Raw genomic sequence first — 21,516 nt, 5'->3', positions numbered from 1 at the left:
CGTAATTTCTCCCTCAAATGAAGCCGAGCAGACCCAACAATGCTCCGGCGAGTAGCAGCCACAAAGGGTTGAGCCGTGTGCGGACGACCAGCACGACGGTGAGCGCAATGAGCGCGATGCGCTGCCAACTGGTGGCTTCCTGCCGCGCCAGCAGGCAGCCGGAGGAAAGCAGCAGGCCGACGGTGATGGGCGCCATGCCATCGTGCATGGCGCGTACCCAGTGGCGATCCTTGTGAATCCGGCTGTAGCGGAAATAGGCCACGGTAATGAGCGATGACGGCAGAATCAGCCCGATGGCCGCTAGCAGGGCACCGGGCAGTCCGAGAATCTGCCAGCCGAGCAGGGCGGAAAACAGAATCATGTTGGGGCCGGGCGAAGCCTGCCCCAGCGCCAGGGCCGAGGTAAACGCCGAATCGCTGAGCCAATGTTGCTCCACCACCAGATAGCGGTGCATGTCGGGCAGCAGGCCGATGGCGCCGCCCACTGAAAGCAGAGACCACAGTAGAAAATGGCCGAAAAAAGCCAGGGCGACTGAGAGGGTGTGCATCAGGCCCTCCGAATGCGCCACCAGGCCAGTGCTACGGCAATCGGACCGAGTACGACCAAGACCCAGAGCAGGTTGATACGCAGCAGGCCCACCCCGGCAAACGCCAGCCCCGCCCAGCCCCAGTTGGGCAGGTAATGGCGAATGGCGGGAAAGAGCTTGATGGCCATGGCAATCACCAGTCCGGCCACCACGGCCGACATTCCCTGCAATGCATGAGTCACTGCGGGCGTGCTGGCGTATTGGGCGTAGGCGATGGCAACGAGGAAGATCAGCACCAGCGGCGCGACGAGCATGCCCGCCAGGGCCACGGCCGCCCCACGCCAGCCGAAGAAACGCTGTCCGACCATCAGGGCAAGATTGATCAGGTTGGGCCCTGGCAGCACCTGGCTCAGGCTGAGCATCTCGACGAACTCTCCATTGCTCAACCAGCGTTTGTCTTCCACCAAAATGCGCTGAGCAAACGGTAATACCCCGCCGACCCCCAGCAGGGTGAGGTGGTTGAACACCCAGAACAATTCGGCCTTGTGACGCGGCGACTCATGGGGAAAGGCGGTCGGGCGACTCGGACCCGGTTTGTCCGCAGAGGGTAGGGAAGTCATGGAATGAGCAAGTGAATAGATACATCAAAAAAACGTGGGCAGCCCCAAAAGTTTCCTGCCCCCTGAGCGCCCCCAGGGCTGGACTGCGCCCAGCCCCCCCGTGGGGGGGGGCAAGGAAACTTGGGGCGACCCTGCGTTTCCTTGAGAGGGGAGTGTCGAGGGTAGCGAAGGCTTTCGGGACGGGTGCATTTCTCACAATGCGAAATTTGGAGATCGTGATGTGAAAACAGCCTGCTGCAACGCAGGTCAGATGGGTTTCACTCAGCAAAAAAATGTTCCGTATTGCAAAAAATAGAATTTAAAGCATTGATCTATAAGGACATAAAATTATCTCTTATATAAGACATAAGACTATGCTGCGCCGCAAAAGTCAACTACGCTCAGGCATCGAATTTTCATTCACCCGGAGAAGCAAGATGGCAGATCGCAAACAGCAAGTGGCAGCGTTGGAACAGGATTGGGCGCAGAACTCGCGCTGGAAGGGCATCAAGCGCGGTTACGGCGCAGAGGAAGTGGTGCGCCTGCGCGGTTCGGTGATGGTTGAGCATACGCTGGCCCGTCGCGGTGCAGATCGTCTGTGGAAGCAGATGCACGACATGCCGTTCGTCAACGCCCTGGGCGCCCTGACTGGCAACCAGGCCATGCAGCAAGTCAAGGCCGGCCTGCAGGCCATCTACCTGTCGGGCTGGCAAGTGGCGGGTGATGCCAACCTGGCTGGCGAGATGTATCCCGACCAGTCGCTGTATCCGGCCAACTCGGTGCCCAGCGTGGTCAAGCGCATCAACAACACCCTCACCCGAGCCGATCAGATTCAGTGGATGGAAGGCAAGCAGCCCGGTGACGAAGGCTTCATCGACTATTTCGCCCCCATCGTGGCCGATGCCGAAGCCGGTTTCGGCGGCGTGCTCAACGCCTTCGAGCTGATGAAGTCCATGATCGAGGCCGGCGCCGCCGGCGTGCACTTCGAAGACCAGTTGGCCTCGGTGAAGAAATGCGGCCACATGGGCGGCAAGGTGCTGGTGCCGACTCGCGAGGCTGTTGCCAAGCTCGTGGCAGCGCGCCTGGCGGCCGACGTCATGGGCGTGCCGACGGTGCTGGTGGCGCGCACCGACGCCGAAGCGGCCGACCTGATCACCTCCGACGTTGACGATACCGACAAGCCCTTCTGCACCGGCGAGCGCACGGTCGAAGGCTTCTACCGCACCAAGCCCGGCCTGGAGCAGGCCATCTCCCGCGGTCTGGCCTACGCGCCCTATGCCGATCTGGTGTGGTGCGAAACCGGCAAGCCCGACCTCGCCTACGCCAAGGCCTTCGCAGAAGCCATTCATGCCAAGTTCCCCGGCAAGATGCTGGCCTACAACTGCTCGCCGTCCTTCAACTGGAAGAAGAACCTCGACGATGCCACCATCGCCAAGTTCCAGAAGGAATTGGGCGCCATGGGCTACAAGTTCCAGTTCATCACCCTGGCCGGTTTCCATGCGCTGAACTATTCGATGTTCAACTTGGCCTACGGCTATGCCCGCAACCAGATGAGCGCCTTTGTCGAGTTGCAAGAGGCCGAGTTTGCCGCAGCGCCCAAGGGCTTCACCGCGGTCAAGCATCAACGCGAGGTCGGCACCGGCTATTTCGACGCCGTCACCACGACGATCGAGAACGAGGCTTCCACCGCCGCGCTCAAGGGATCGACCGAAGACGAGCAGTTCTTCGACCGCAAAGTGGCCTGATGTATCTGGAGAAGAGTGGGCCAGGCCGGGTTGGCCTCGGCCCGCCGAGGAGACGCAGCCGCCTCAAAATTTCTTGAGGCGGCTTTTTTATTCCCGATGTTGAGGCGTGGATTCTTACTTCACGTCGCCGCAATCGCTGCCCAGGCGCTTGCCGTTCACCTGCATGTCTGATTGGGTGGTTGCGCCGGAGGGGGCGACGCTGGTGATACTCCATTTCGACTCGAATGTTGCTGGGCCGGTGCGGAAGGTGCCGGTCTGCGTGACCTTGGCTTGCGGCAAATCGCAGTGGAAGGTCCATTGCGTCTCGCCATCGGCCGAGGTGGCTTGTTCGCGTGTGCACTGCTTGCCGTCCATTGGCACCACTACGCTCTCCGGTTTTTGCCCCGGTTTGACGCAGATCTTGACATCGCGCTGCATCGGCACGCTCAGGTTCGGATCGACGCGAGTCGTGCCGTGAATCTCCATGCTCCAGAGCCCGGGCTCCATGGGCGCATCTTTGGCGTACGCGGTTGCGCTCAATCCGGCGAAAACCATCATCAAACCCAGGGTGGCGTAGCGCATCAAAAAACCTCCAGGGCACAGGGCCCGCAAATCATCAGGAAATGGAAACAGACTCGGTTTGACCGAGATCGCGGTGCCGGGTTTCACCCAGCCCCAGAACGGCGAGCAGGCTGATGACAGCCGCCACGGAAATGTAGCCGCCTACCCAGCTCAGCCCACCGTGCGCCACCAACACCTGAGCGACATAGGGGGCAAGCGAAGCCCCCAGAATGCCACCGAGGTTGTAGGCCGCGCCCGAGCCGGTGTAGCGCACCGTGGTGGGAAAAATCTCGGGCAGCATCGCACCTAGCGGCGCATAGGTCATACCCATGAGAAAGAGGGCGCCGCACAGAAATATTCCCACGCCCGTGGTGGTGGCTGAGCCCAGCAGCGGCGCCAGAGCGAAACCCCAGAGCACCGCGGCCCCGGCCGACGCGACCAAGACGGCGCGTCGCCCCAGGGCGTCACTGGCCCAGGCCGACAACACGGTGGCCACGGCCATGCAGACGATGGCCAACATCAGCCAGGCCTGCAGCGTCGGCTTGGGCAGATGCAAGGTGCCGATGCCATAGCTCAGCACGAACACCGCGCTGATATAGAACAAGGCGTAGCAGACCACGATGGACAACGAGCCGAGTATCAGCGGCTTGAGGTGGCCGCTGAGCAGTTCGGTCAGCGGAACGCGTCGGGGTTGCTTGGCGACTGCCTGGAACAAGGGGGTTTCAGTGAGTTTGAGTCGCGCATACAGGCCGATGAACACCAGCACGGCGCTAACCAGAAAGGGAATGCGCCAGCCCCAGGCCATGAACTGTTCGTGGCTCAGCAGCAGGCCCAGCAGCAGGAACAGACCGTTGGCCACGAGAAAGCCGATGGAAGGCCCAAGCTGGGGAAACATGCCGAACAGGCCGCGGCGATGTTTGGGCGCGTTTTCTGTGGCGAGCAGCGCCGCGCCGCCCCATTCGCCGCCGAGCCCCAGCCCCTGGCCGATACGCAGGATGACCAGCAACCACGGAGCCAGCTCGCCGATGTGGTCATATCCGGGCAGCAGGCCGATGAGCGTGGTGCACACCCCCATGGTGAGCAGCGTGGCGACCAAGGTGGACTTGCGGCCGAATCGATCGCCGAAATGTCCGAACAAAAAGGAGCCGACCGGCCGCGCCAGAAACGCGATGCCGAAAGTGGCAAAGGCGTTGAGCGTCTGCGCCGTGGGCGAGGCGCTGGGAAAGAACACCGGCCCGATGACCAGCGCCGCGGCAATGGCGTAAACGTAGAAGTCGTAGAACTCGATGGCCGTGCCGATGAAGCTGGCGATGGCGATATGCGATGTCTTGTTGACCGGGGCGATGGACGCGGCTGTCATGGAGTCTCCTCGTGTTTGTTTGCGAGTAATCTACCGGAAGGCAGGAATCCGGCATGTTTCAGAATGCAAACCGCGTTACGGAGCTTTTTGCTTGCTGCGTTTTGGCAAAGCCAGCCGCCAGATCGCCGCTGCGCAGGCTGCGATGACGGTCAGCGCTAGCAGCAGCCAGGCCAGATTGAGCCGCCAAAGCCCTTCAGCAGAGAGCATGCGCGCGGCAGAGCCCAAACCGCAACAATCGGGCAGCCAGGCGCTGGCGTTTGCCCAGCCGGCGCAGGCGATGGAGAGCCCCTGCGCGGCCAGCCCGGCGAGACCGAGCAGCAACAAAATCCAGGTAAAACGGGTATTGAGGCGGAACCCCAGCAGCAGCATGAGGGCGAACAAAAAGGCGGGCAGCCCCGCCCAGACGGCGACACCTTGGAACAACATTGCGCACACCGCCACGGTTCACACCCTCTCAGACTATCGATGCAGTCTTGTGGCGGTGTAGGTGACGAAGTGATACGCCCAGCCTTCAGGCGCAAGATGCGACTCACGGGCGGTTTCGGTGAAGAGGCTGCGGTCCCAATTGGGAAAGCGCGTGTCGCCGTCGAAGTCGTGGTCGATCTCGGTGAGTTCCAGCCGGTCAGCCAGGGGCAGCGCTTGGGCATAGAGCTGGGCGCCGCCGATGACGAAGGCCAGTGCATCGTTGCTGATCCGTTGCAGTGCCGCCGGAAGTGACTCGGCAGGTTCCGCCCCCGCCGCCTGCCATCCGGGCTGACGGCTGATCACGATATTGCGGCGTCCCGGAAGCGGTCGTCCCAATGAATCCCAGGTACGGCGCCCCATCAGGATGGGGTGGCCCAGGGTGAGGCGCTTGAAGTGCTGCAGATCGGCCGGGAGATGCCAGGGCATGCCGCCGTCTTTGCCAATCATGCCGTTGCGCGTCACGGCGGCGATGAGGACGAGTTCGGTCATACCGCCACAGGCGCCTTGATCGCCGGATGGTGCTGATAGTGGCTCAGGACGAAATCGTCGAAGGTGTAGTCGAACAGGCTCTCGGGTTTGCGCGCGAACTCCAGTGTGGGGTAGGGGTAGGGCGCGCGGCTGAGTTGCTCCTGCACCTGGGCGAAGTGGTTGCTGTAGAGGTGGCAGTCGCCCCCGGTCCAGACGAAATCGCCGGGCAGAAGATCGGTCTGTTGCGCGATCATCAAGGTGAGCAGCGCATAGCTGGCGATGTTGAAGGGCACGCCCAGAAAAATATCGGCGCTGCGCTGATAGAGCTGGCAGCTCAGGCGTCCCGGTTCTCCGGGTTGGCGCGGCGGGGCGACGTAGAACTGGAAAAACGCATGGCAGGGCGGCAGGGCCATTTCCGCGATCTGGCCGACGTTCCAGGCGCTGACGATGATGCGGCGCGAATCCGGCTGAGTGCGCAGTTGCCGCAGCACTTCGCTGATCTGGTCGATGGAACGGTGCGGGTCGTCGGCCGTCGGCGCGGGCCAAGAGCGCCATTGCACACCGTAGACCGGCCCGAGTTCGCCGTCTTCGCGCGCCCATTCGTCCCAGATCGTCACGCCATGTTCTTGGAGCCAGCGCACGTTCGACTCGCCGCGCAGAAACCACAACAGCTCGTAGGCGATGCTCTTGAAATGCACCCGCTTGGTGGTGATGAGCGGAAAACCGGCCGACAGATCGAATCGCATCTGGTGACCGAACACGCTGCGCGTGCCCGTGCCGGTGCGGTCGGTCTTGTCCTGGCCGTGGGTGAAGACGTGACGCATCAGGTCTTCGTAAGGGGTGGGGATGGCGGTCATGAAACAAACTTTGTTGGACGCAGGCCGTTGGCTGGCGCAAAGAACATGGGAGAGGTGCAAGAGCCTCGCGCGGGGCAATCTTACCCACGACCTGTGCGTTTACGGCTGGGACGCAACACAGCGACCGGCTTTGCTGTGCCCAGACTGCCTGGCGTCAGGTCGCTGCTCTCAGCATTTTTACCTGCTTGCTGCACCTGTGCTCTAGAACTCACTGCATGAACTGCAGCGACGCCAGGCTGGCGTAGAGACCGCCGCGGGCCATGAGTTCGGCGTGGGTGCCGATGTCGATGATGCGGCCCTGATCCATCACTACGATGCGGTCGGCGCGCTGCACGGTGGCGAGGCGGTGGGCGATGACCAGGGTGGTGCGGTCGCGCATGGCGTGTTCGAGCGCGGTCTGTACGTCGCGCTCGCTGGCGGCGTCTAGCGCGCTGGTGGCTTCGTCGAGCAGTAGCAGCGGGGCGTTTTTCAGAATGGCGCGGGCGATGCTGATGCGCTGGCGCTGGCCGCCGCTCAAGCGCACGCCGCGCTCGCCGAGATAAGTGGCGTCGCCCTGCGGCAGTTCGCGCAGAAAGTCTTCGGCCTGCGCGGCGCGGGCTGCGGCCTGCACCTCGGCGTCGGTGGCTTCTGGGCGGCCGTAGCGAATGTTGTCGGCTGCGCTGGCGGAAAAAATCACCGCGTCCTGCGGCACCAGGCCGATGCGCTGGCGCAGCGCCTTGAAGTCGGCCTGCTGCACGTCCACGCCGTCGATACGGATGCTGCCTTGCTGCGCGTCGTAAAAGCGCAGCAGCAGTTGCAGCACAGTGGTCTTGCCGGCGCCACTGGGGCCGACTAGGGCCACGGTTTCCCCGGGTTCGATGCGCAGCGAAAAGTCGTCGAGCGCCGGTTTGTCCGGCCGCGAAGGGTAGAAAAACCGCACATGGTCGAGCACCACCGCCGAGCCGCGCTGCACCGCGGGTAGCGCGACCGGATGCGCCGGATTGCGCACGGGCGATTGCTCGGCCAGCAGTTCCATCAGGCGCTCGGTGGCGCCGGCCGCGCGCAGCAAGTCGCCAAACACTTCAGCGAGCGCGGCGGCCGAACCGGCCACCAGGCCGATGTAGAGCACCGTCTGGCCCAGAACACCGGCGCTCATGCGGCCTTCCATGACCGACACCGTGCCCAGATACAGGCCATAGAGCAGGGCGCCGAACATGGCGACGATGATGAACGCGGTGAGCAGCGAGCGCACCTTGTTGCGGCTGACCGCGGTGCGGAATGCGGTTTCGGCCGAACCGGAAAATCGCCGGGCTTCGTCGTCTTCGCGGGCGTAGCTTTGCACCACCGGCATGGCGGCGAGCACTTCGGAGGCCAGCGCGCTGGCGTCGGCGATGCGGTCCTGGCTGGCGCGCGACAGGCGCCGCACACGGCGGCCGATGAACACGGCGGGGGCCACCACCACGGCAATCACCACCAGCACGCCCAGCATCAGACCAGGATTGGTGATGATGAGCATGGTCATGCCGCCGATCAGCACCACCACGTTACGCAGTCCCATGGAAAAACTGGTGCCGACAACGGTCTGCACCAGCGTGGTGTCGGTGGTGAGACGAGACAGCACTTCGCCGGTTTGCGTGTGCTCGAAAAACTGCGGGCTCTGCCGCAGCACGTGGGCATAGACGGCGCTGCGCACATCGGCGGTGATGCGCTCGCCCAGCCAACTCACCATATAAAAGCGCGCGGCGGAAAACACCCCCAGCGCCACGGCCAGCCCGAACAGTCCGGCGAAATGCCAGCCTAAAGCCGCCCGGCTGGCTTGCGCATGCAGCATGCCGGCGTCGATCAGCCAGCGTAGCGCCATCGGGAAGGCCAGGGTGCTGCCCGCGGCGAGCAACAAGAAGAGCAGCGCCACCGCAATGCGTCCACGATACGGGCGCAGAAACGGCAGCAAGCCGCTCAAGCTACGCATCGAGCGGCTGCGGGGGCGTTTGTCGGTTTGGGGGAGGGAGCGGGATGAGGCGTATTCGGCGGACATGCAGGCATTACAGCATGTCAGCTTTCAGCATGCAGGACGAATGTCAAACGGCGGATCGAATGTCGGGATCGCCTTGCGCCTGATTGGGCTCGGGCACCTGAGCCTCGTGATCGAGTTGCAGCACCTCCGGCTCTTGCGTCATGCCGGTGCGGCTGTAGCCGGTGAAATGCGCCCCGGCTTCGATGTCGAGTGATTGTGCCGTCACGTCGCCTTCGACCTGGCCCTGGCCGTGAATGCGCAGTTGTTCCGTCGCGTGCACTTTGGCCTTGATGCGCCCGTGCACCAGCACGCTGCGAGCGCTGACCTGTTTGCCTTCGATCGCGCCAGTGGTGGAGACTTCGAGATCGCCATCGACCTGCACCGTGCCGAAGATCGTGCCGTCAACGCGCAGATTGCCCGCCGCGCGCAGGTCGCCATGCACCTCGCTGCCCGCGCCGATGTACGTCAGCGCCGAGGGCGTGACGGCGGTCGTCGCGGCGGAGGCGGCAGCGGATTCTTTCGACCAGACGTCGGTGGTCTTCGGCGTTTTCGGTTTGAACATGAGGCAGTCCTATCGTTGGGCAAGCAGGTAGGTGGCGGGGTCGAGCGTCTTGTCCCCGTAGAGCAAGGTGTAGTGCAAATGCGGGCCGGTGGAGCGGCCGGTATTGCCCGACAGGGCGATGACCTGACCACGCGTGACCGTATCGCCCGCCTTGACCCGGATGGTGCTGAGATGGCCAAACAGGCTGCGATAGCCGAAGGGATGGGCGATGACCACGCAGTTGCCATAGCCCGACTTCCATCCCGCACTCTCGACCACGCCGTTCGCGGTGGCGTGCACGGCCGTGCCCGGTTTCACGCCGAAGTCGATGCCGTTGTGAAACTCCACGCCGCCGCCCATGGGGTTGGGGCGCAGGCCGTAATCCGATGTGATGGGTGCATCGCCAGTGACAGGGTCGCCCATGGGCCGCGCCGCCTCCAGCGAAGCGAGGTGATGGGCTTGCGGCAGCAACAGACTCAGGCGCGCACCGATCAGATCGACTTCATCGCGCAGCAGCGCTGGGGCATTGGCCGCGTTGAGCGGTTGCGCGATGCCGCCCTGGTTGACGTTTTTCTCCTCCACCGGAAACTGCTCGGCCCGCTTCTGCACAAATCCGCGCATGGTGGTGGCGAGGCTGTCCACGCGTTGTTTGAGCGCGAGAAGATGGCTGGCCATGGCGCCGTTTTCGGCCTGTAGCCGGGCGTTGGCGCTCTGGGCGGTGGCGGCTTGCGCGGCCAGTTGATCCGCGCGCTGCTGAAGATTGCCGCTGGCGACTTGGCGCCAGGCCATGAAAAACGTGAACATGAGCCACAGGGCCACGGCCGCCAGCACCCAGAAAGCCGCACGACGCAGGGCATCGAGGTCGATACGGAAACTGTGCGCGGCATGACCCGGCCGGGTGATGAGAATTTCCAGATGCCGCGAGTGCGCCGCCGCACGCGGGTTGGCGGGCTTGCCGAACAGGGCGGAGATCAGGGCAGGGCGCTTGGGCAATCGCATGAGTGAAGAGTCTGCGGGCGGATCGTTGACAAATTCTACCCAGCGCAGGGGGCGAGCCCCCGCAAACGCGGGTGAATGGTTACAGCTTGAAACGACACAGTCGGGCGCGGCTGAAGGACGGCTGTGAGTCAGTTTTTGATGGGCCGCCAACGCAAAGTCCTGCTGGAGACGCGGTGCAATCGCTGCCGGTATAGTGCTCGAATGACTGCACATTTCCCCAGCTCTTCGGCCTCTTCCTCAGATGAGGAGAGCGCCATCCGCATCATCGGTGCGCGGCAGAACAATCTCAAGAACCTCGACTTGGACATTCCGCTGGGGCGCATTGTCGTCGTCACCGGCGTTTCGGGGTCGGGCAAGAGCTCGCTGGTGTTCGACACGGTGTACGCCGAAGGTCAGCGGCGCTACGTCGAGACGTTCTCTCCTTACGCGCGGCAGTTTCTCGACCGCATGGATCGCCCGCAGGTCGATCGCATCGAAGGCATTCCGCCGGCGATCGCCATCGATCAGACCAACCCGGTGCGCACCTCGCGTTCCACCGTGGGCACCATGACCGAGCTGGCCGATCATCTCAAGCTGCTGTTCGCCCGCGCGGCCAGACTGTACTGCCGCGGCTGCGGCGCGGAGGTGCGGCGGGATACGGCGCAGAGCATCGTCGAGGACGTGCAGCGCCGCGCGCGCCTGCTGCCGCAGGGGCTGCGCGCCGCCGTGGTGTTCGCGGTGGCAATGCCGCAGGGCATGAGCGTGGAGCACATCACCCAGCAGCTCGCCGCGCAGGGTTACACCCGCATTCTCGGCGAGCGCGACACGCCCAAAGGACGGGTGCTCGACGTGGTGCAGGACCGGCTGCGTCTGCCGACCGACGAGCCCGCGCGGCTCAGCGAGGCCGTCGAGGCGGCGCTGCGGCTGGGCCAGGGACGCATGGAAGTGCACGAGCTGCCGCGCGATGTTGAGGCCGCCGAGAGCAAAGGGATGGTGTGGCGTTATTCCTCGGATCTGCACTGCCCGGATTGCGACATCCATTACCGCGACCCCAGCCCCGGCCTGTTCAGCTTCAATTCGCCCGTCGGCGCTTGCGAAACCTGTCGCGGCTTCGGCCGGGTGATCGGCGTCGATCTCGATCTGGTGATTCCCGATGTGCGTAAAACCCTGCGGGCCGGGGCGGTGAAACCCTGGCAGACGCAGAGCTTTGCCGAATGCCAGACCGATCTGGAGCGCTACGCCGCGCAGGCCGAGATCAGGCTCGATGTGCCCTGGGCCGAGCTCAGCGAACGCGAGCGCACCTGGGTCATCGAGGGCGACCCCGACTGGCGCGGCAACTGGCAGAAGCAGTTCTACGGCGTGCGGCGCTATTTCGACTGGCTGGAGAGCCGCGCTTACAAGATGCATGTGCGCGTGCTGCTGTCCAAGTACCGCAGTTACACCGCCTGCCCCACCTGCCAGGGCGCGCGGCTCAAGACCGAAGCGCTGTTGTGGCGCATCGGCTCGTTGGAGCAGGCCGAAGCCGCGATCGGCGGAGAGGGCAGCTACGCGCGATTTCGCCCTGTGGGGGCGTCGTGGAGCGACGCCGTGCTGGCCAGCCTGCCGGGGTTGAATCTGCACGACGTCAACTCGTTGCCGATCGAGCGCCTGCAGCGTCTGTTCGCCGATCTGGCGCTGCCGGACATGGCGCAAGCCGCCAGCAGCATGCTGCTCGACAACATCCGCTCGCGTCTGCGCTACCTGCGGGATGTCGGCCTGGGCTATCTCACCCTCGACCGCCAGTCGCGCACCTTGTCGGGCGGAGAGGTGCAGCGCATCAACCTCACCACCGCGCTAGGTACGGCGCTGACGCAAACCCTGTTCGTGCTCGACGAGCCGTCCATCGGCCTGCATCCACGCGATCTCGACCGTCTGGGCGGTGTGCTGCATCGGCTCAAGGAGGCGGGCAATTCGCTGCTACTCGTCGAGCACGATCCCCAGCTCATGCGCACCGCCGACTGGATGCTGGAAATCGGCCCCGGCCCGGGCGAGCGCGGCGGGCATCTGGTATTCCAGGGCACACTCGATCAGGCGCAGCGCTCAAACACGCTGACCGGCCGTTACCTCAGCGGTGAACTGAAGGTGAGCGACGCTTTACCGCGCCGACGCACCCCGCGCCGCGATGCGCAGGGCGGTCTGCTGGCGCCGCGCCTCATTCTGGAAGGCGCGCGCGAGCACAACCTCAAGTCGCTGACGGTCGAGATTCCGCTGGGCTTCATGACGGCGCTCACTGGCGTGTCGGGCTGCGGCAAATCCACCCTCATCGGCGACGTGCTGTATCCGGCGCTGGCCCGCTCGCTGGGCAAGACCGCGCCCATTCCCGGCGCTTTCGACCGCCTGCTCGGCGCCGATCAGGTGGGCGACGTGGTGCTGGTCGATCAGTCGCCCATTGGCAAGACGGCCCGTTCCAATCCGGTGAGTTTCGTCGGCGCTTTCGACGGCATTCGCGCCCTGTTCGCCGCCTTGCCCACCGCGCGCGAACGCGGCTACACCGCAGGCACCTTCAGCTTCAACAGCGGCGACGGCCGTTGCCCCACCTGCGGCGGTTCGGGTTTCGAGCATGTGGAGATGCAGTTCCTGTCGGACGTCTATCTGCGTTGCCCCGACTGCGACGGCAAGCGCTACCGCGCCGAAGTGCTCGAAGTGCAACTGCCGGCGCAGGCGGGGTTCGCCCCGCTGAACATGGCGCAGGTGCTCGACCTCACCGTGGCCGAGGCGCTGCAACGCTTTCGCGGGCAATCCGACATCACCCGGACGCTGCAGGCCCTGGTGGACGTGGGGCTGGACTATCTGCGCTTGGGTCAGCCCACGCCAACGCTCTCAGGCGGCGAGGCCCAGCGCCTCAAGCTCGCGGGCTTTCTCGCCGAGGCCGCCAAGACCCGCGCCGGACTGGCGCGCAAGGGCACGCTGTTCTTGTTCGATGAGCCGACCACCGGCCTGCATTTCGACGACGTGGCCAAACTGCTGCGGGCCCTGCGCAAGCTGCTCGACGCCGGGCACACCGTGCTGGTGATCGAGCACAACCTCGATGTCATCGCCTCGTCAGACTGGGTCATCGACCTCGGCCCCGAAGGGGGCGACGCCGGGGGGCGGCTGGTGTTCTCTGGGCCGCCCGACGAGCTGGCCGCCTGCGCGACATCGTTCACCGGCCAGGCGCTGGCGCGGGACGCGGCGCAGCGTGGCGCGGGTCAAAACGCATCTTCACCCCAACCCTCCCCACCCAGTGGGGAGGGGGTGTTCTCCTCCTCCACTCGTGGGGGAGGCCGGGAGGGGCATCCGAAGGACGCGCGAAGCGCCGTTCTCACCTCCTCCACTTGTGGGGGAGGTCGGGAGGGGGCAGCGAACGCCTCGTCTCTGTTGCAAGCCGCCGAACCCGCTGCGACCTACTCCGCCGCCGACGAACCCGTCGGCCCGCACCTTGCCAGCGCGCTGCGGGCCGGCAAGGCCGGATTCATCGCCATCCGCCAGGCGCGTGAGCACAATCTGCGCGGGGTCGATGTGGACATTCCGCGTGGCGAGATGACGGTGATCACCGGCGTTTCCGGTTCCGGCAAATCGACCCTGGCCTTCGACGTACTGTTCACCGAAGGTCAGCGGCGCTATCTGGAGTCGATCAATGCCTACGCCCGGCAGTTCGTGCAGCCCGCGGCGCGGCCCGATGTGGAGGCCATCGTCGGCATTCCGCCCACGGTGGCCATCGAGCAACGCACCAGCCGCGGCGGGCGCAAGAGCACCGTGGGCACGCTCACCGAGGCTTACCACTTTCTGCGACTGATCTATGCCAAGTGCGGCACGCAATACTGTCCGGACTGCAACATCCCCATCGAGCCGCAAAGCCCCGAGGCCATTGCCGCGCAATTGCTGCGCGACTGGCGCGGCCAGCACATCGGGCTGCTGGCGCCGCTGGTGGTGCAGCGCAAGGGTTACTACACCGATCTGGCGGTGTGGGCGCGCAGCATGGGCTACACCCATCTGCGGGTGGACGGCGCATTCGTGCCGACCGATCCCTGGCCGCGGCTCGACCGCTTCAAGGAGCACAGCATCGAACTCCCCGTCGGCGACGTGGTGGTGCGGGCGGAGAACGAGGAGGCATTGCGCGATCTGCTGCGGCGTGCCTTGGCGCTGGGCAAGGGCGTGGTGCTGGTACTGGCGCCGCTCGATGGTTTGAAGGAGGCGATGGAAGCCGGGCAGCCCGAGCCGCCGATGCGCAGCCTGCTGCTGTCCACCAAGCGCGCCTGTCCGGGCTGCGGGCGCAGCTTCCGCGAACTCGATCCACGCCAGTTTTCCTACAACTCGCCCACCGGCTGGTGCCCCACTTGCTTCGGCACCGGGGAACTGATTGCCGGTTTCGATGCCGAGCAGACCGGCGAGGAGGCCGCCTGGGTCGAGGCGGACGGCGAGAAAGCGACGCCGCGAGACAAACCGGGCCGGGGCCGCAAGGCCGCGCCGGTGGCCGCACCAGGCGCTCCGTCCAGCTGCCCGAGCTGCCACGGCGCGCGGCTGAACCGCGACAGTCTGGCCGTTCGGCTGCGCGATCAGTCCATCGCCCAGCTGGCCGCACGCGACATCGATGCCGCGGCCGCCTGGTTCGGCGCACTGGCCCTTACACCGCGGGAAGCCGAGATCGTGCGCGACGCCCTGAGCGAAATCCGTTCGCGCCTGGCCTTCATGCAGCAGGTGGGCCTAGGCTATCTGGGGCTGGACCGCGGCGCGCCCACGCTCTCCGGCGGCGAGGCGCAGCGCATCCGGCTGGCGGCGCAACTCGGCAGCAATCTGCGCGGCGTGTGCTACGTGCTCGACGAGCCGACCATCGGCCTGCATCCGCGGGACAACCGCATCCTGCTCGACGCGCTGGCCCTGCTCAAAGCCAAGGGCAACACCCTGGTGGTCGTGGAACACGATGAAGACACCATGCGCCGGGCCGACCATCTCATCGACATCGGCCCGGGGGCGGGGCGGCGCGGTGGGCAGGTCGTGGCCAGCGGCGCGCTGGCAGAAGTCATGGCCCATGCCGACACGGCCACCGCGCGCAGCCTGCGCGATCCCATGCCCTGGCCGCTGCAGCCGCGCCCGCTCACCCGGGCCGACCAACCCGCGCTGCATCTGCACAGTGCGCATCTGCACAATCTGCAGGGCTTGAGCGCGCAGTTTCCGCGAGGGCGGCTCACCGTGGTCACTGGGGTGTCGGGTTCGGGTAAATCCACGCTGGCCCGCGAGGTGCTGGTACCTGCGCTGCGTCAGCGGCTTGCGGGGCATTCGGGCGAGATCGACGGCGCGGGCGATCTGACGGGCTGGGAGGGCCTGGAGCGCGTGCTCGAAGTCGATCAGTCCCCCATCGGCAAGACCCCCCGTTCTTGCGCCGCCACCTATCTGGGCCTGTGGGACGGCATTCGCCAGTTGTTCGCCGACACCGAGGAAGCGCGCATCCGCGGCTATTCCGCCAGCCGATTCTCCTTCAACGCTGGCCCTGGCCGCTGTCCGACCTGCGAGGGGCAGGGCGCGGTGAAGGTGGCGATGAACTTCCTGCCCGACGTGACCGTGCCCTGCACCGATTGCAACGGTCTGCGCTTCAACCCTGAAACGCTCGCCGTGCGGCTGCGCGGCCGCAACGCCGGCGAGGTGCTGCAGATGGAGGTGGACGAAGCCGTCGAGTTTTTCGCGGCGCACCGCAAAATCCATCACGCGCTGCAATTGCTGCAGGACGTGGGGCTGGGTTATCTGCAACTCGGCCAGCCCAGCCCCTTCCTTTCGGGCGGCGAGGCGCAGCGCATCAAGCTGGTCACCGAACTCGCCACCGCCGGAACCCGGCCGACGGTGTACGTGCTCGACGAGCCGACCGTCGGTCTGCACAAGACCGACACCGAAAAACTCATTCGCGTACTGCACCGCCTGACCGACAGCGGTCATACCGTGGTGGTCATCGAGCATGACCTCGACATGATGGCCAATGCCGACTGGCTGATCGATCTCGGCCCTGAAGGCGGCAAGGGCGGCGGGCGGCTGGTGATGCAGGGGCCGACGGCCGACTTCCTCGAAGCCGATGCGCCGGGGCATACCGCCAAGGCGCTGCGCGACGCCTGGACGCAGCATCAGGCGCAATATCGAGCGGCACACGCCGATTTGGCTTGAGCCGCGCAAAACCCACTCTTATGTCATATACAAGACTGTTTCATTCCACCCTTGCCGAGGCATAGAATGCTCGGGTTACTACCGAAGGAGACTCCCCATGGATCAACACATCCGCGTGCCTGCAGGCGAAAAAATCACGGTCAACCCGGACTTTTCGCTCAATGTTCCCGACCATCCCATCATTCCCTATATCGAAGGCGACGGCACGGGCTTCGACATCACCCCAGTGATGATCAAGGTGGTGGACGCGGCGGTTGAGAAGGCCTACGGCGGCAAGCGCAAGATCGCCTGGATGGAAATTTTCGCCGGCGAAAAGGCCACGCGGGTGTACGGCCCCGACGTGTGGCTGCCCGAGATCACCCTTCAGATCCTGCGCGATTACGTGGTTTCGATCAAGGGCCCGCTGACCACCCCGGTCGGCGGCGGCATCCGCTCGCTCAACGTCGCGCTGCGGCAGGAGCTCGACCTCTACGTCTGCCTGCGTCCGGTGCGCTATTTCCAGGGCGTGCCCTCGCCGGTCAAGCACCCGGAGAAGACCGATATGGTCATCTTCCGCGAGAACTCCGAAGACATCTACGCCGGCATCGAGTGGGCCGCCGAGTCGGACGGGGCGAAGAAACTCGTCAATTTCCTCATCAACGAGATGGGGGTGAAAAAAATCCGCTTCCCCGACACCTCGGGCATCGGCATCAAGCCGGTGTCGCGCGAGGGTACCGAGCGCCTGGTGCGCAAGGCCCTGCAGTACGCCATCGACAATGACCGCAAGTCGGTCACCCTGGTGCACAAGGGCAACATCATGAAGTTCACCGAAGGTGCCTTCCGTGACTGGGGCTACGGCCTGGCCGGCAAGGAATTCGGCGCGCAGTTGCTCGACGGCGGGCCGTGGATGCGCTTCAAAAATCCCAAGACCGGCCGCGACATCGTGGTGAAAGACATGATCGCTGACGCCTTCTTGCAGCAAATCCTGCTGCGCCCGGACGAATATGACGTGATCGCCACGCTCAACCTCAATGGCGACTATGTTTCCGACGCGCTCGCGGCCCAAGTGGGCGGCATCGGCATTGCGCCGGGTGCCAATCTCTCCGACAGCGTGGCCATGTTCGAGGCCACCCACGGCACCGCGCCGAAGTATGCCGGTAAAGACTATGTGAACCCCGGCTCAGAAATTCTGTCCGCCGAGATGATGCTGCGCCACATGGGTTGGGTCGAAGCCGCTGACCGCATCATCGCCAGTATGGAAAAGTCCATCCTGTCCAAACAGGTGACCTACGACTTCGCCCGTCTGCTGCCCGACGCCACCCAGGTGAGCTGCTCCGGATTCGGTCAGGTGATGATCGACCATATGTGACCCTCGTTGCTGACGCCTGAAAGCGCCCCCAGACCTGCCGCGTTCGCGTCAGGCCCCCCGAGGTGGACAAGAAAACTTGGGGCGGCCCTGCGTTTTCTCATAAGACCGCTCCGGCGGTCTTTTTTTATGCGGGTTGCGAGTGAGGGATCATCCGCTCTTGTTTTCTGTCGGCCCCGCCGCAGATGGATGGCTCGGATGCGGTTTTTTGTTATTCGGCCGACCTTGCGGAATTACCCTTGGCGACAACAAACCACGGCAGACCTCCCTACAATTTTGAGCATGTCAGCTTCCCATTCCCCCCCTCCAGCAGACGGCGGCGCCGTCGTTGTCGAGCGTCAGACGCTGCGGCTCAAGCCGCCGGCGATGTATCAGGTCATCCTGCTCAACGACAACTTCACGCCGATGGAATTCGTGGTTGTCGTGATTCAGCACTATTTCAACAAAGACCGCGAAACGGCGACGCAAATCATGTTAAAAGTGCACCGTGACGGCCGTGGCGTTTGCGGGGTTTACACCCGCGACATCGCGGCCACCAAGGTGGAGCAGGTGATCGGCGCGGCCCGTCAGGCCGGTCACCCTTTGCAGTGTGTGATGGAAGCCATTTAGGAGGCTCGTGATGATTGCGCAAGAACTGGAAGTCAGCCTGCATATGGCTTTTGTCGAGGCGCGCCAACAGCGCCACGAATTCATTACCGTCGAGCATCTGCTGCTGGCCCTGCTCGACAACCCTTCTGCCGCCGAGGTGCTGCGCGCTTGCTCGGCCAATCTGGACGATCTGCGCAAAAGCCTGACCGCGTTCATAAAGGAAAACACCCCCATCGTGCCGGGTTCGGACGATGTGGACACCCAGCCCACGCTGGGATTCCAGCGCGTCATTCAGCGCGCCATCATGCACGTGCAGTCCACCTCCAACGGCAAGAAAGAGGTGACGGGCGCCAATGTGCTGGTGGCGATCTTCAGCGAGAAAGATTCACACGCCGTCTATTACCTGCACCAGCAGGGCGTCACCCGGCTCGACGTGGTGAATTTCCTCTCGCATGGCATCCGCAAGTCCGAGCCGGTCGAACCGGCCAAGTCGGCTTCGGCGCCGAGCGAAGACGGCGGGGACGAGAAAGAGGGCAAGGAATCGCCGCTCGATCAGTTCACTCTCAACCTCAACGCGCTAGCGCAGCAGGGCAAGATCGATCCGCTCATCGGCCGCGAGCATGAAGTCGAGCGCGTCATTCAGATTCTTTGCCGCCGTCGCAAGAACAACCCGCTGCTGGTGGGTGAAGCCGGCGTGGGCAAAACCGCCATTGCCGAGGGTCTGGCCTGGCGCATTACCGAAGGGCAGGTGCCGGCCATTCTCCAAGACGCCGTGGTTTATTCGCTCGACATGGGCGCGCTGCTGGCGGGCACCAAATATCGCGGCGATTTCGAGCAGCGCCTCAAGGCCGTGCTCAAGCAGCTCAAGGACAAGCCGCACGCGGTGCTGTTCATCGACGAAATTCATACCCTCATCGGCGCTGGTTCGGCCTCGGGCGGCACGCTAGACGCCAGCAATCTGCTCAAGCCCGCGCTGTCGTCGGGGCAGTTGCGCTGCATCGGCGCCACCACCTTCACCGAGTACCGCGGCATTTTCGAGAAAGACGCCGCGCTGTCGCGCCGTTTCCAGAAGATCGACGTGGTCGAGCCCAGCGTGCAGCAGACCGTCGAAATTCTGCGCGGCCTCAAGTCGCGGTTTGAAGAGCATCACGGCGTGAAGTATTCGCCCGGCGCGCTGTCGGCCGCGGCCGAGCTTTCGGCCAAGTACATCAACGACCGCCACCTGCCCGACAAAGCCATCGACGTCATCGACGAAGCTGGCGCAGCGCAGCGCATTCTGCCCAAGAGCAAGCAGAAGAAGACCATCGGCAAGATCGAGATCGAGGAGATCATCTCCAAGATCGCCCGCGTGCCGGTGCACAGCGTCACCACCGACGATCGATCCAAGCTCAAGAGCCTCGACCGCGACCTGAAAAACGTCGTGTTCGGGCAAGAGGCTGCCATCGACGCGCTGGCCGCCGCCATCAAAATGGCGCGCTCCGGCTTGGGCAAGCCCGACAAACCCATTGGCGCCTTCCTGTTCAGCGGCCCCACGGGCGTTGGCAAAACCGAGGTGGCCAAGCAACTGGCTTTCACCTTGGGCGTCGATCTCATTCGCTTCGATATGTCGGAATACATGGAGCGCCACACGGTCTCGCGCCTCATCGGCGCGCCGCCCGGCTATGTGGGCTTCGATCAAGGCGGTCTGCTCACCGAGGCCGTGACCAAGAAGCCGCACGCCGTGCTGCTGCTCGACGAAATCGAGAAAGCCCATCCGGATGTGTTCAACGTGCTGTTGCAGGTCATGGACAACGGTACCCTCACCGACAACAACGGGCGCAAGGCCGACTTCCGCAACATCATTCTCATCATGACCACGAATGCCGGCGCGGAAGCCATGCAGAAATCCGTCATCGGGTTCACCAACAAGCGCGAGCAGGGCGACGAGATGGCCGACATCAAGCGCCTGTTCACCCCCGAGTTCCGCAACCGGCTCGACGCGACCATCAGCTTCAAGCCGCTGGACGAAAACATCATCCTGCGCGTGGTGGATAAATTCCTGCTCCAACTCGAAGCCCAACTGGCCGAAAAGAAGGTCGACATCACCTTCTCCGACGCCCTGCGCAAGCATCTGGCCAAGGCCGGTTTCGACCCCCTCATGGGCGCCCGCCCGATGCAGCGGCTCATTCAAGACACCCTGCGCCGCGCCCTGGCCGACGAACTGCTGTTTGGCCGCCTGGTCGATGGCGGGCGGGTGTCGGTGGATATTGACGAAGCGGCAGCCGAGAAAGACAAGATCAAACTCGACATCACCCCGCCCGAACCGCGCCCGAAGAAAAAAGAGGCTGAGGACGCTGCGGCCTGACGTTCTCAAGCATCGGCGCAGTAAAAAAGCCCCGTTATTCGGGGCTTTTTTACGCCGAGATACAAGTTTTTCAAAAATGATTGAACTTGTAGTCGAGGAGGACGATAGATTCTTCTAGTCGTAGCCATTTTTTACAACAAAGGAGAGGTCATGAAACGATTCCCGCTCATTCTTATAGCGTCTAGTGCTGTTGCGCTATCTGGTTGCGGTGGCGGAGGTGGAGGGGGGTCGACTGCAACACAACAGTCTGCAGCCGGAGTCTGGCAAGCGTCGACTACGGTCGCTTCGGGTGCGAACGCCGGTGACACGATTCAGTCAATGGTGCTAGTTGCGCCGAATGGACAATATTACACAGCGGCTAAAAATCAAACTAATGGTTGTGCCTCTGTCGGATTCGGGCAGGCTAATGTCAATGGTTCTGCGATTTCAGGCAGTGGGATTGGCGCTGTAGTAACTTATACGAACATCCCTGGAGTGAGTGTTAATTGTTCCTTTCCCGACGGCTCAACGTCGGGAACTGTCAATTTCACGGGTACCGTCAGCACCGGCCAGTCGCTTACCATCACCTCAACCGGCGTTACCAGCGCGGGGACAACGATTCCCGCTTCCACCGATACAAGTCAGTGGAGTAGTTTGAATGCAATATCGCCATCTATTTCGGAACTGGCTGGAAATTACCAGACGTCTACTGGGTCTGTGATATCAATTAGCCAAACGGGAGCGGTCTCAGGTACAGATTCCACGACAGGATGCTCGCTCAATGGGATGATTTCTGCATCTGATGCCACTCACAATATTTATTATTTTTCTGCGCAAAATTCTGGGTGCTCAAGTACGTACTCTTCAATGAACGGTGCCACCTGGAATGGACTTGCATCATTTAACAGTTCGACAAATCCAAATTTGTTATATCTAGGCGCGAGTGCGAAGGTAAGCAATGTATCCCTTGTTATTGCGCAGTCGTTGGTCAAGCAATAATTGGAATCACACTGTAAATGG

Annotated in this window: 16 protein-coding genes; 6 read left to right on the top strand and 10 right to left on the bottom strand. The window is 63.6% G+C overall.

Annotated features, from left to right (window positions below):
* Positions 1 to 13: 13 nt before the first annotated feature.
* Complete coding sequence (locus BIO17B3_RS01140; protein ID WP_156052668.1) at positions 14 to 547, bottom strand: chromate transporter; 534 nt, start codon at positions 545 to 547, stop codon at positions 14 to 16.
* Entirely contained in the window at positions 547 to 1,146 is a 600-nt protein-coding gene (locus tag BIO17B3_RS01135; protein WP_156052667.1) for a chromate transporter, read from the bottom strand. The genes BIO17B3_RS01140 and BIO17B3_RS01135 overlap by 1 nt, the downstream gene beginning before the upstream one ends.
* A 416-nt stretch (positions 1,147 to 1,562) precedes the next feature.
* Between BIO17B3_RS01135 and aceA the strand changes: the two genes are divergently transcribed.
* Positions 1,563 to 2,870, top strand: a complete 1,308-nt coding sequence (aceA, locus tag BIO17B3_RS01130) for an isocitrate lyase (protein WP_013105743.1) — start codon at positions 1,563 to 1,565, stop codon at positions 2,868 to 2,870.
* 114 nt (positions 2,871 to 2,984) lie between these two features.
* Here aceA and BIO17B3_RS01125 read toward each other — a convergent pair whose 3' ends face one another.
* The 8 genes from BIO17B3_RS01125 to BIO17B3_RS01090 form a co-directional block, all read right to left on the bottom strand.
* Positions 2,985 to 3,431 carry a DUF3617 family protein gene (locus tag BIO17B3_RS01125; RefSeq protein WP_156052666.1) on the bottom strand — a complete coding sequence of 149 codons (447 nt, stop codon included), beginning with the start codon at positions 3,429 to 3,431 and terminating at the stop codon, positions 2,985 to 2,987.
* A 34-nt stretch (positions 3,432 to 3,465) separates the two neighbouring features.
* Positions 3,466 to 4,770, bottom strand: coding sequence for an MFS transporter (locus BIO17B3_RS01120; RefSeq protein ID WP_156052665.1), 1,305 nt, complete (start codon positions 4,768 to 4,770; stop codon positions 3,466 to 3,468).
* A gap of 75 nt (positions 4,771 to 4,845) precedes the next feature.
* On the bottom strand, positions 4,846 to 5,196 hold the full coding sequence (locus BIO17B3_RS01115; RefSeq protein ID WP_156052664.1) for a hypothetical protein: 351 nt from the start codon (positions 5,194 to 5,196) through the stop codon (positions 4,846 to 4,848).
* A gap of 33 nt (positions 5,197 to 5,229) precedes the next feature.
* Positions 5,230 to 5,724, bottom strand: coding sequence for a dihydrofolate reductase (locus BIO17B3_RS01110; RefSeq protein ID WP_156052663.1), 495 nt, complete (start codon positions 5,722 to 5,724; stop codon positions 5,230 to 5,232).
* Complete coding sequence (locus tag BIO17B3_RS01105; RefSeq protein WP_156052662.1) at positions 5,721 to 6,560, bottom strand: thymidylate synthase; 840 nt, start codon at positions 6,558 to 6,560, stop codon at positions 5,721 to 5,723. The genes BIO17B3_RS01110 and BIO17B3_RS01105 overlap by 4 nt, the downstream gene beginning before the upstream one ends.
* 208 nt (positions 6,561 to 6,768) lie before the next feature.
* Positions 6,769 to 8,508 (bottom strand): ABC transporter transmembrane domain-containing protein, encoded by a 1,740-nt coding sequence (locus BIO17B3_RS01100; RefSeq protein ID WP_232054145.1) that lies wholly within the window; start codon positions 8,506 to 8,508, stop codon positions 6,769 to 6,771.
* A gap of 109 nt (positions 8,509 to 8,617) precedes the next feature.
* Positions 8,618 to 9,115: a polymer-forming cytoskeletal protein gene (locus BIO17B3_RS01095; RefSeq protein WP_013105751.1), complete on the bottom strand. Its 498-nt coding sequence runs from the start codon at positions 9,113 to 9,115 to the stop codon at positions 8,618 to 8,620.
* Between the two features lie 9 nt (positions 9,116 to 9,124).
* Positions 9,125 to 10,093, bottom strand: coding sequence for a M23 family metallopeptidase (locus BIO17B3_RS01090; RefSeq protein WP_156052660.1), 969 nt, complete (start codon positions 10,091 to 10,093; stop codon positions 9,125 to 9,127).
* 201 nt (positions 10,094 to 10,294) lie between these two features.
* Between BIO17B3_RS01090 and uvrA the strand changes: the two genes are divergently transcribed.
* The 5 genes from uvrA to BIO17B3_RS01065 all read left to right on the top strand — a co-directional run bounded on the left by uvrA (position 10,295) and on the right by BIO17B3_RS01065 (position 21,495).
* On the top strand, positions 10,295 to 16,240 hold the full coding sequence (gene uvrA / locus BIO17B3_RS01085; RefSeq protein ID WP_156052659.1) for an excinuclease ABC subunit UvrA: 5,946 nt from the start codon (positions 10,295 to 10,297) through the stop codon (positions 16,238 to 16,240).
* A gap of 97 nt (positions 16,241 to 16,337) precedes the next feature.
* Positions 16,338 to 17,588 carry an NADP-dependent isocitrate dehydrogenase gene (icd, locus tag BIO17B3_RS01080; RefSeq protein WP_156052658.1) on the top strand — a complete coding sequence of 417 codons (1,251 nt, stop codon included), beginning with the start codon at positions 16,338 to 16,340 and terminating at the stop codon, positions 17,586 to 17,588.
* Positions 17,589 to 17,867: 279 nt separating this feature from the next.
* Positions 17,868 to 18,194, top strand: a complete 327-nt coding sequence (clpS, locus tag BIO17B3_RS01075) for an ATP-dependent Clp protease adapter ClpS (protein ID WP_013105755.1) — start codon at positions 17,868 to 17,870, stop codon at positions 18,192 to 18,194.
* Positions 18,195 to 18,204: 10 nt separating this feature from the next.
* Positions 18,205 to 20,517, top strand: coding sequence for an ATP-dependent Clp protease ATP-binding subunit ClpA (gene clpA / locus BIO17B3_RS01070; RefSeq protein WP_156052657.1), 2,313 nt, complete (start codon positions 18,205 to 18,207; stop codon positions 20,515 to 20,517).
* 150 nt (positions 20,518 to 20,667) lie between these two features.
* The gene (locus tag BIO17B3_RS01065; RefSeq protein WP_156052656.1) at positions 20,668 to 21,495 is read left to right on the top strand and encodes a hypothetical protein; all 828 of its coding nucleotides are present in this window, start codon (positions 20,668 to 20,670) and stop codon (positions 21,493 to 21,495) included.
* Positions 21,496 to 21,516: the final 21 nt, after the last annotated feature.

Source organism: Thiomonas sp. OC7 (genome assembly GCF_900634595.1).
Taxonomy (GTDB): domain Bacteria; phylum Pseudomonadota; class Gammaproteobacteria; order Burkholderiales; family Burkholderiaceae_C; genus Thiomonas; species Thiomonas arsenitoxydans.
Note: the sequence above shows the minus strand (reverse complement) of the source record. Positions and strands in the feature narration are given on the sequence as shown.

Coding starts and splice junctions, on each gene's coding strand:
- BIO17B3_RS01140 (WP_156052668.1), bottom strand. CDS start 547: ATGCACACCCTCTCAGTCGCCCTGGCTTTTTTCGGCCATTTTCTACTG.
- BIO17B3_RS01135 (WP_156052667.1), bottom strand. CDS start 1,146: ATGACTTCCCTACCCTCTGCGGACAAACCGGGTCCGAGTCGCCCGACC.
- aceA (WP_013105743.1), top strand. CDS start 1,563: ATGGCAGATCGCAAACAGCAAGTGGCAGCGTTGGAACAGGATTGGGCG.
- BIO17B3_RS01125 (WP_156052666.1), bottom strand. CDS start 3,431: ATGCGCTACGCCACCCTGGGTTTGATGATGGTTTTCGCCGGATTGAGC.
- BIO17B3_RS01120 (WP_156052665.1), bottom strand. CDS start 4,770: ATGACAGCCGCGTCCATCGCCCCGGTCAACAAGACATCGCATATCGCC.
- BIO17B3_RS01115 (WP_156052664.1), bottom strand. CDS start 5,196: ATGTTGTTCCAAGGTGTCGCCGTCTGGGCGGGGCTGCCCGCCTTTTTG.
- BIO17B3_RS01110 (WP_156052663.1), bottom strand. CDS start 5,724: ATGACCGAACTCGTCCTCATCGCCGCCGTGACGCGCAACGGCATGATT.
- BIO17B3_RS01105 (WP_156052662.1), bottom strand. CDS start 6,560: ATGACCGCCATCCCCACCCCTTACGAAGACCTGATGCGTCACGTCTTC.
- BIO17B3_RS01100 (WP_232054145.1), bottom strand. CDS start 8,508: ATGCGTAGCTTGAGCGGCTTGCTGCCGTTTCTGCGCCCGTATCGTGGA.
- BIO17B3_RS01095 (WP_013105751.1), bottom strand. CDS start 9,115: ATGTTCAAACCGAAAACGCCGAAGACCACCGACGTCTGGTCGAAAGAA.
- BIO17B3_RS01090 (WP_156052660.1), bottom strand. CDS start 10,093: ATGCGATTGCCCAAGCGCCCTGCCCTGATCTCCGCCCTGTTCGGCAAG.
- uvrA (WP_156052659.1), top strand. CDS start 10,295: ATGACTGCACATTTCCCCAGCTCTTCGGCCTCTTCCTCAGATGAGGAG.
- icd (WP_156052658.1), top strand. CDS start 16,338: ATGGATCAACACATCCGCGTGCCTGCAGGCGAAAAAATCACGGTCAAC.
- clpS (WP_013105755.1), top strand. CDS start 17,868: ATGTCAGCTTCCCATTCCCCCCCTCCAGCAGACGGCGGCGCCGTCGTT.
- clpA (WP_156052657.1), top strand. CDS start 18,205: ATGATTGCGCAAGAACTGGAAGTCAGCCTGCATATGGCTTTTGTCGAG.
- BIO17B3_RS01065 (WP_156052656.1), top strand. CDS start 20,668: ATGAAACGATTCCCGCTCATTCTTATAGCGTCTAGTGCTGTTGCGCTA.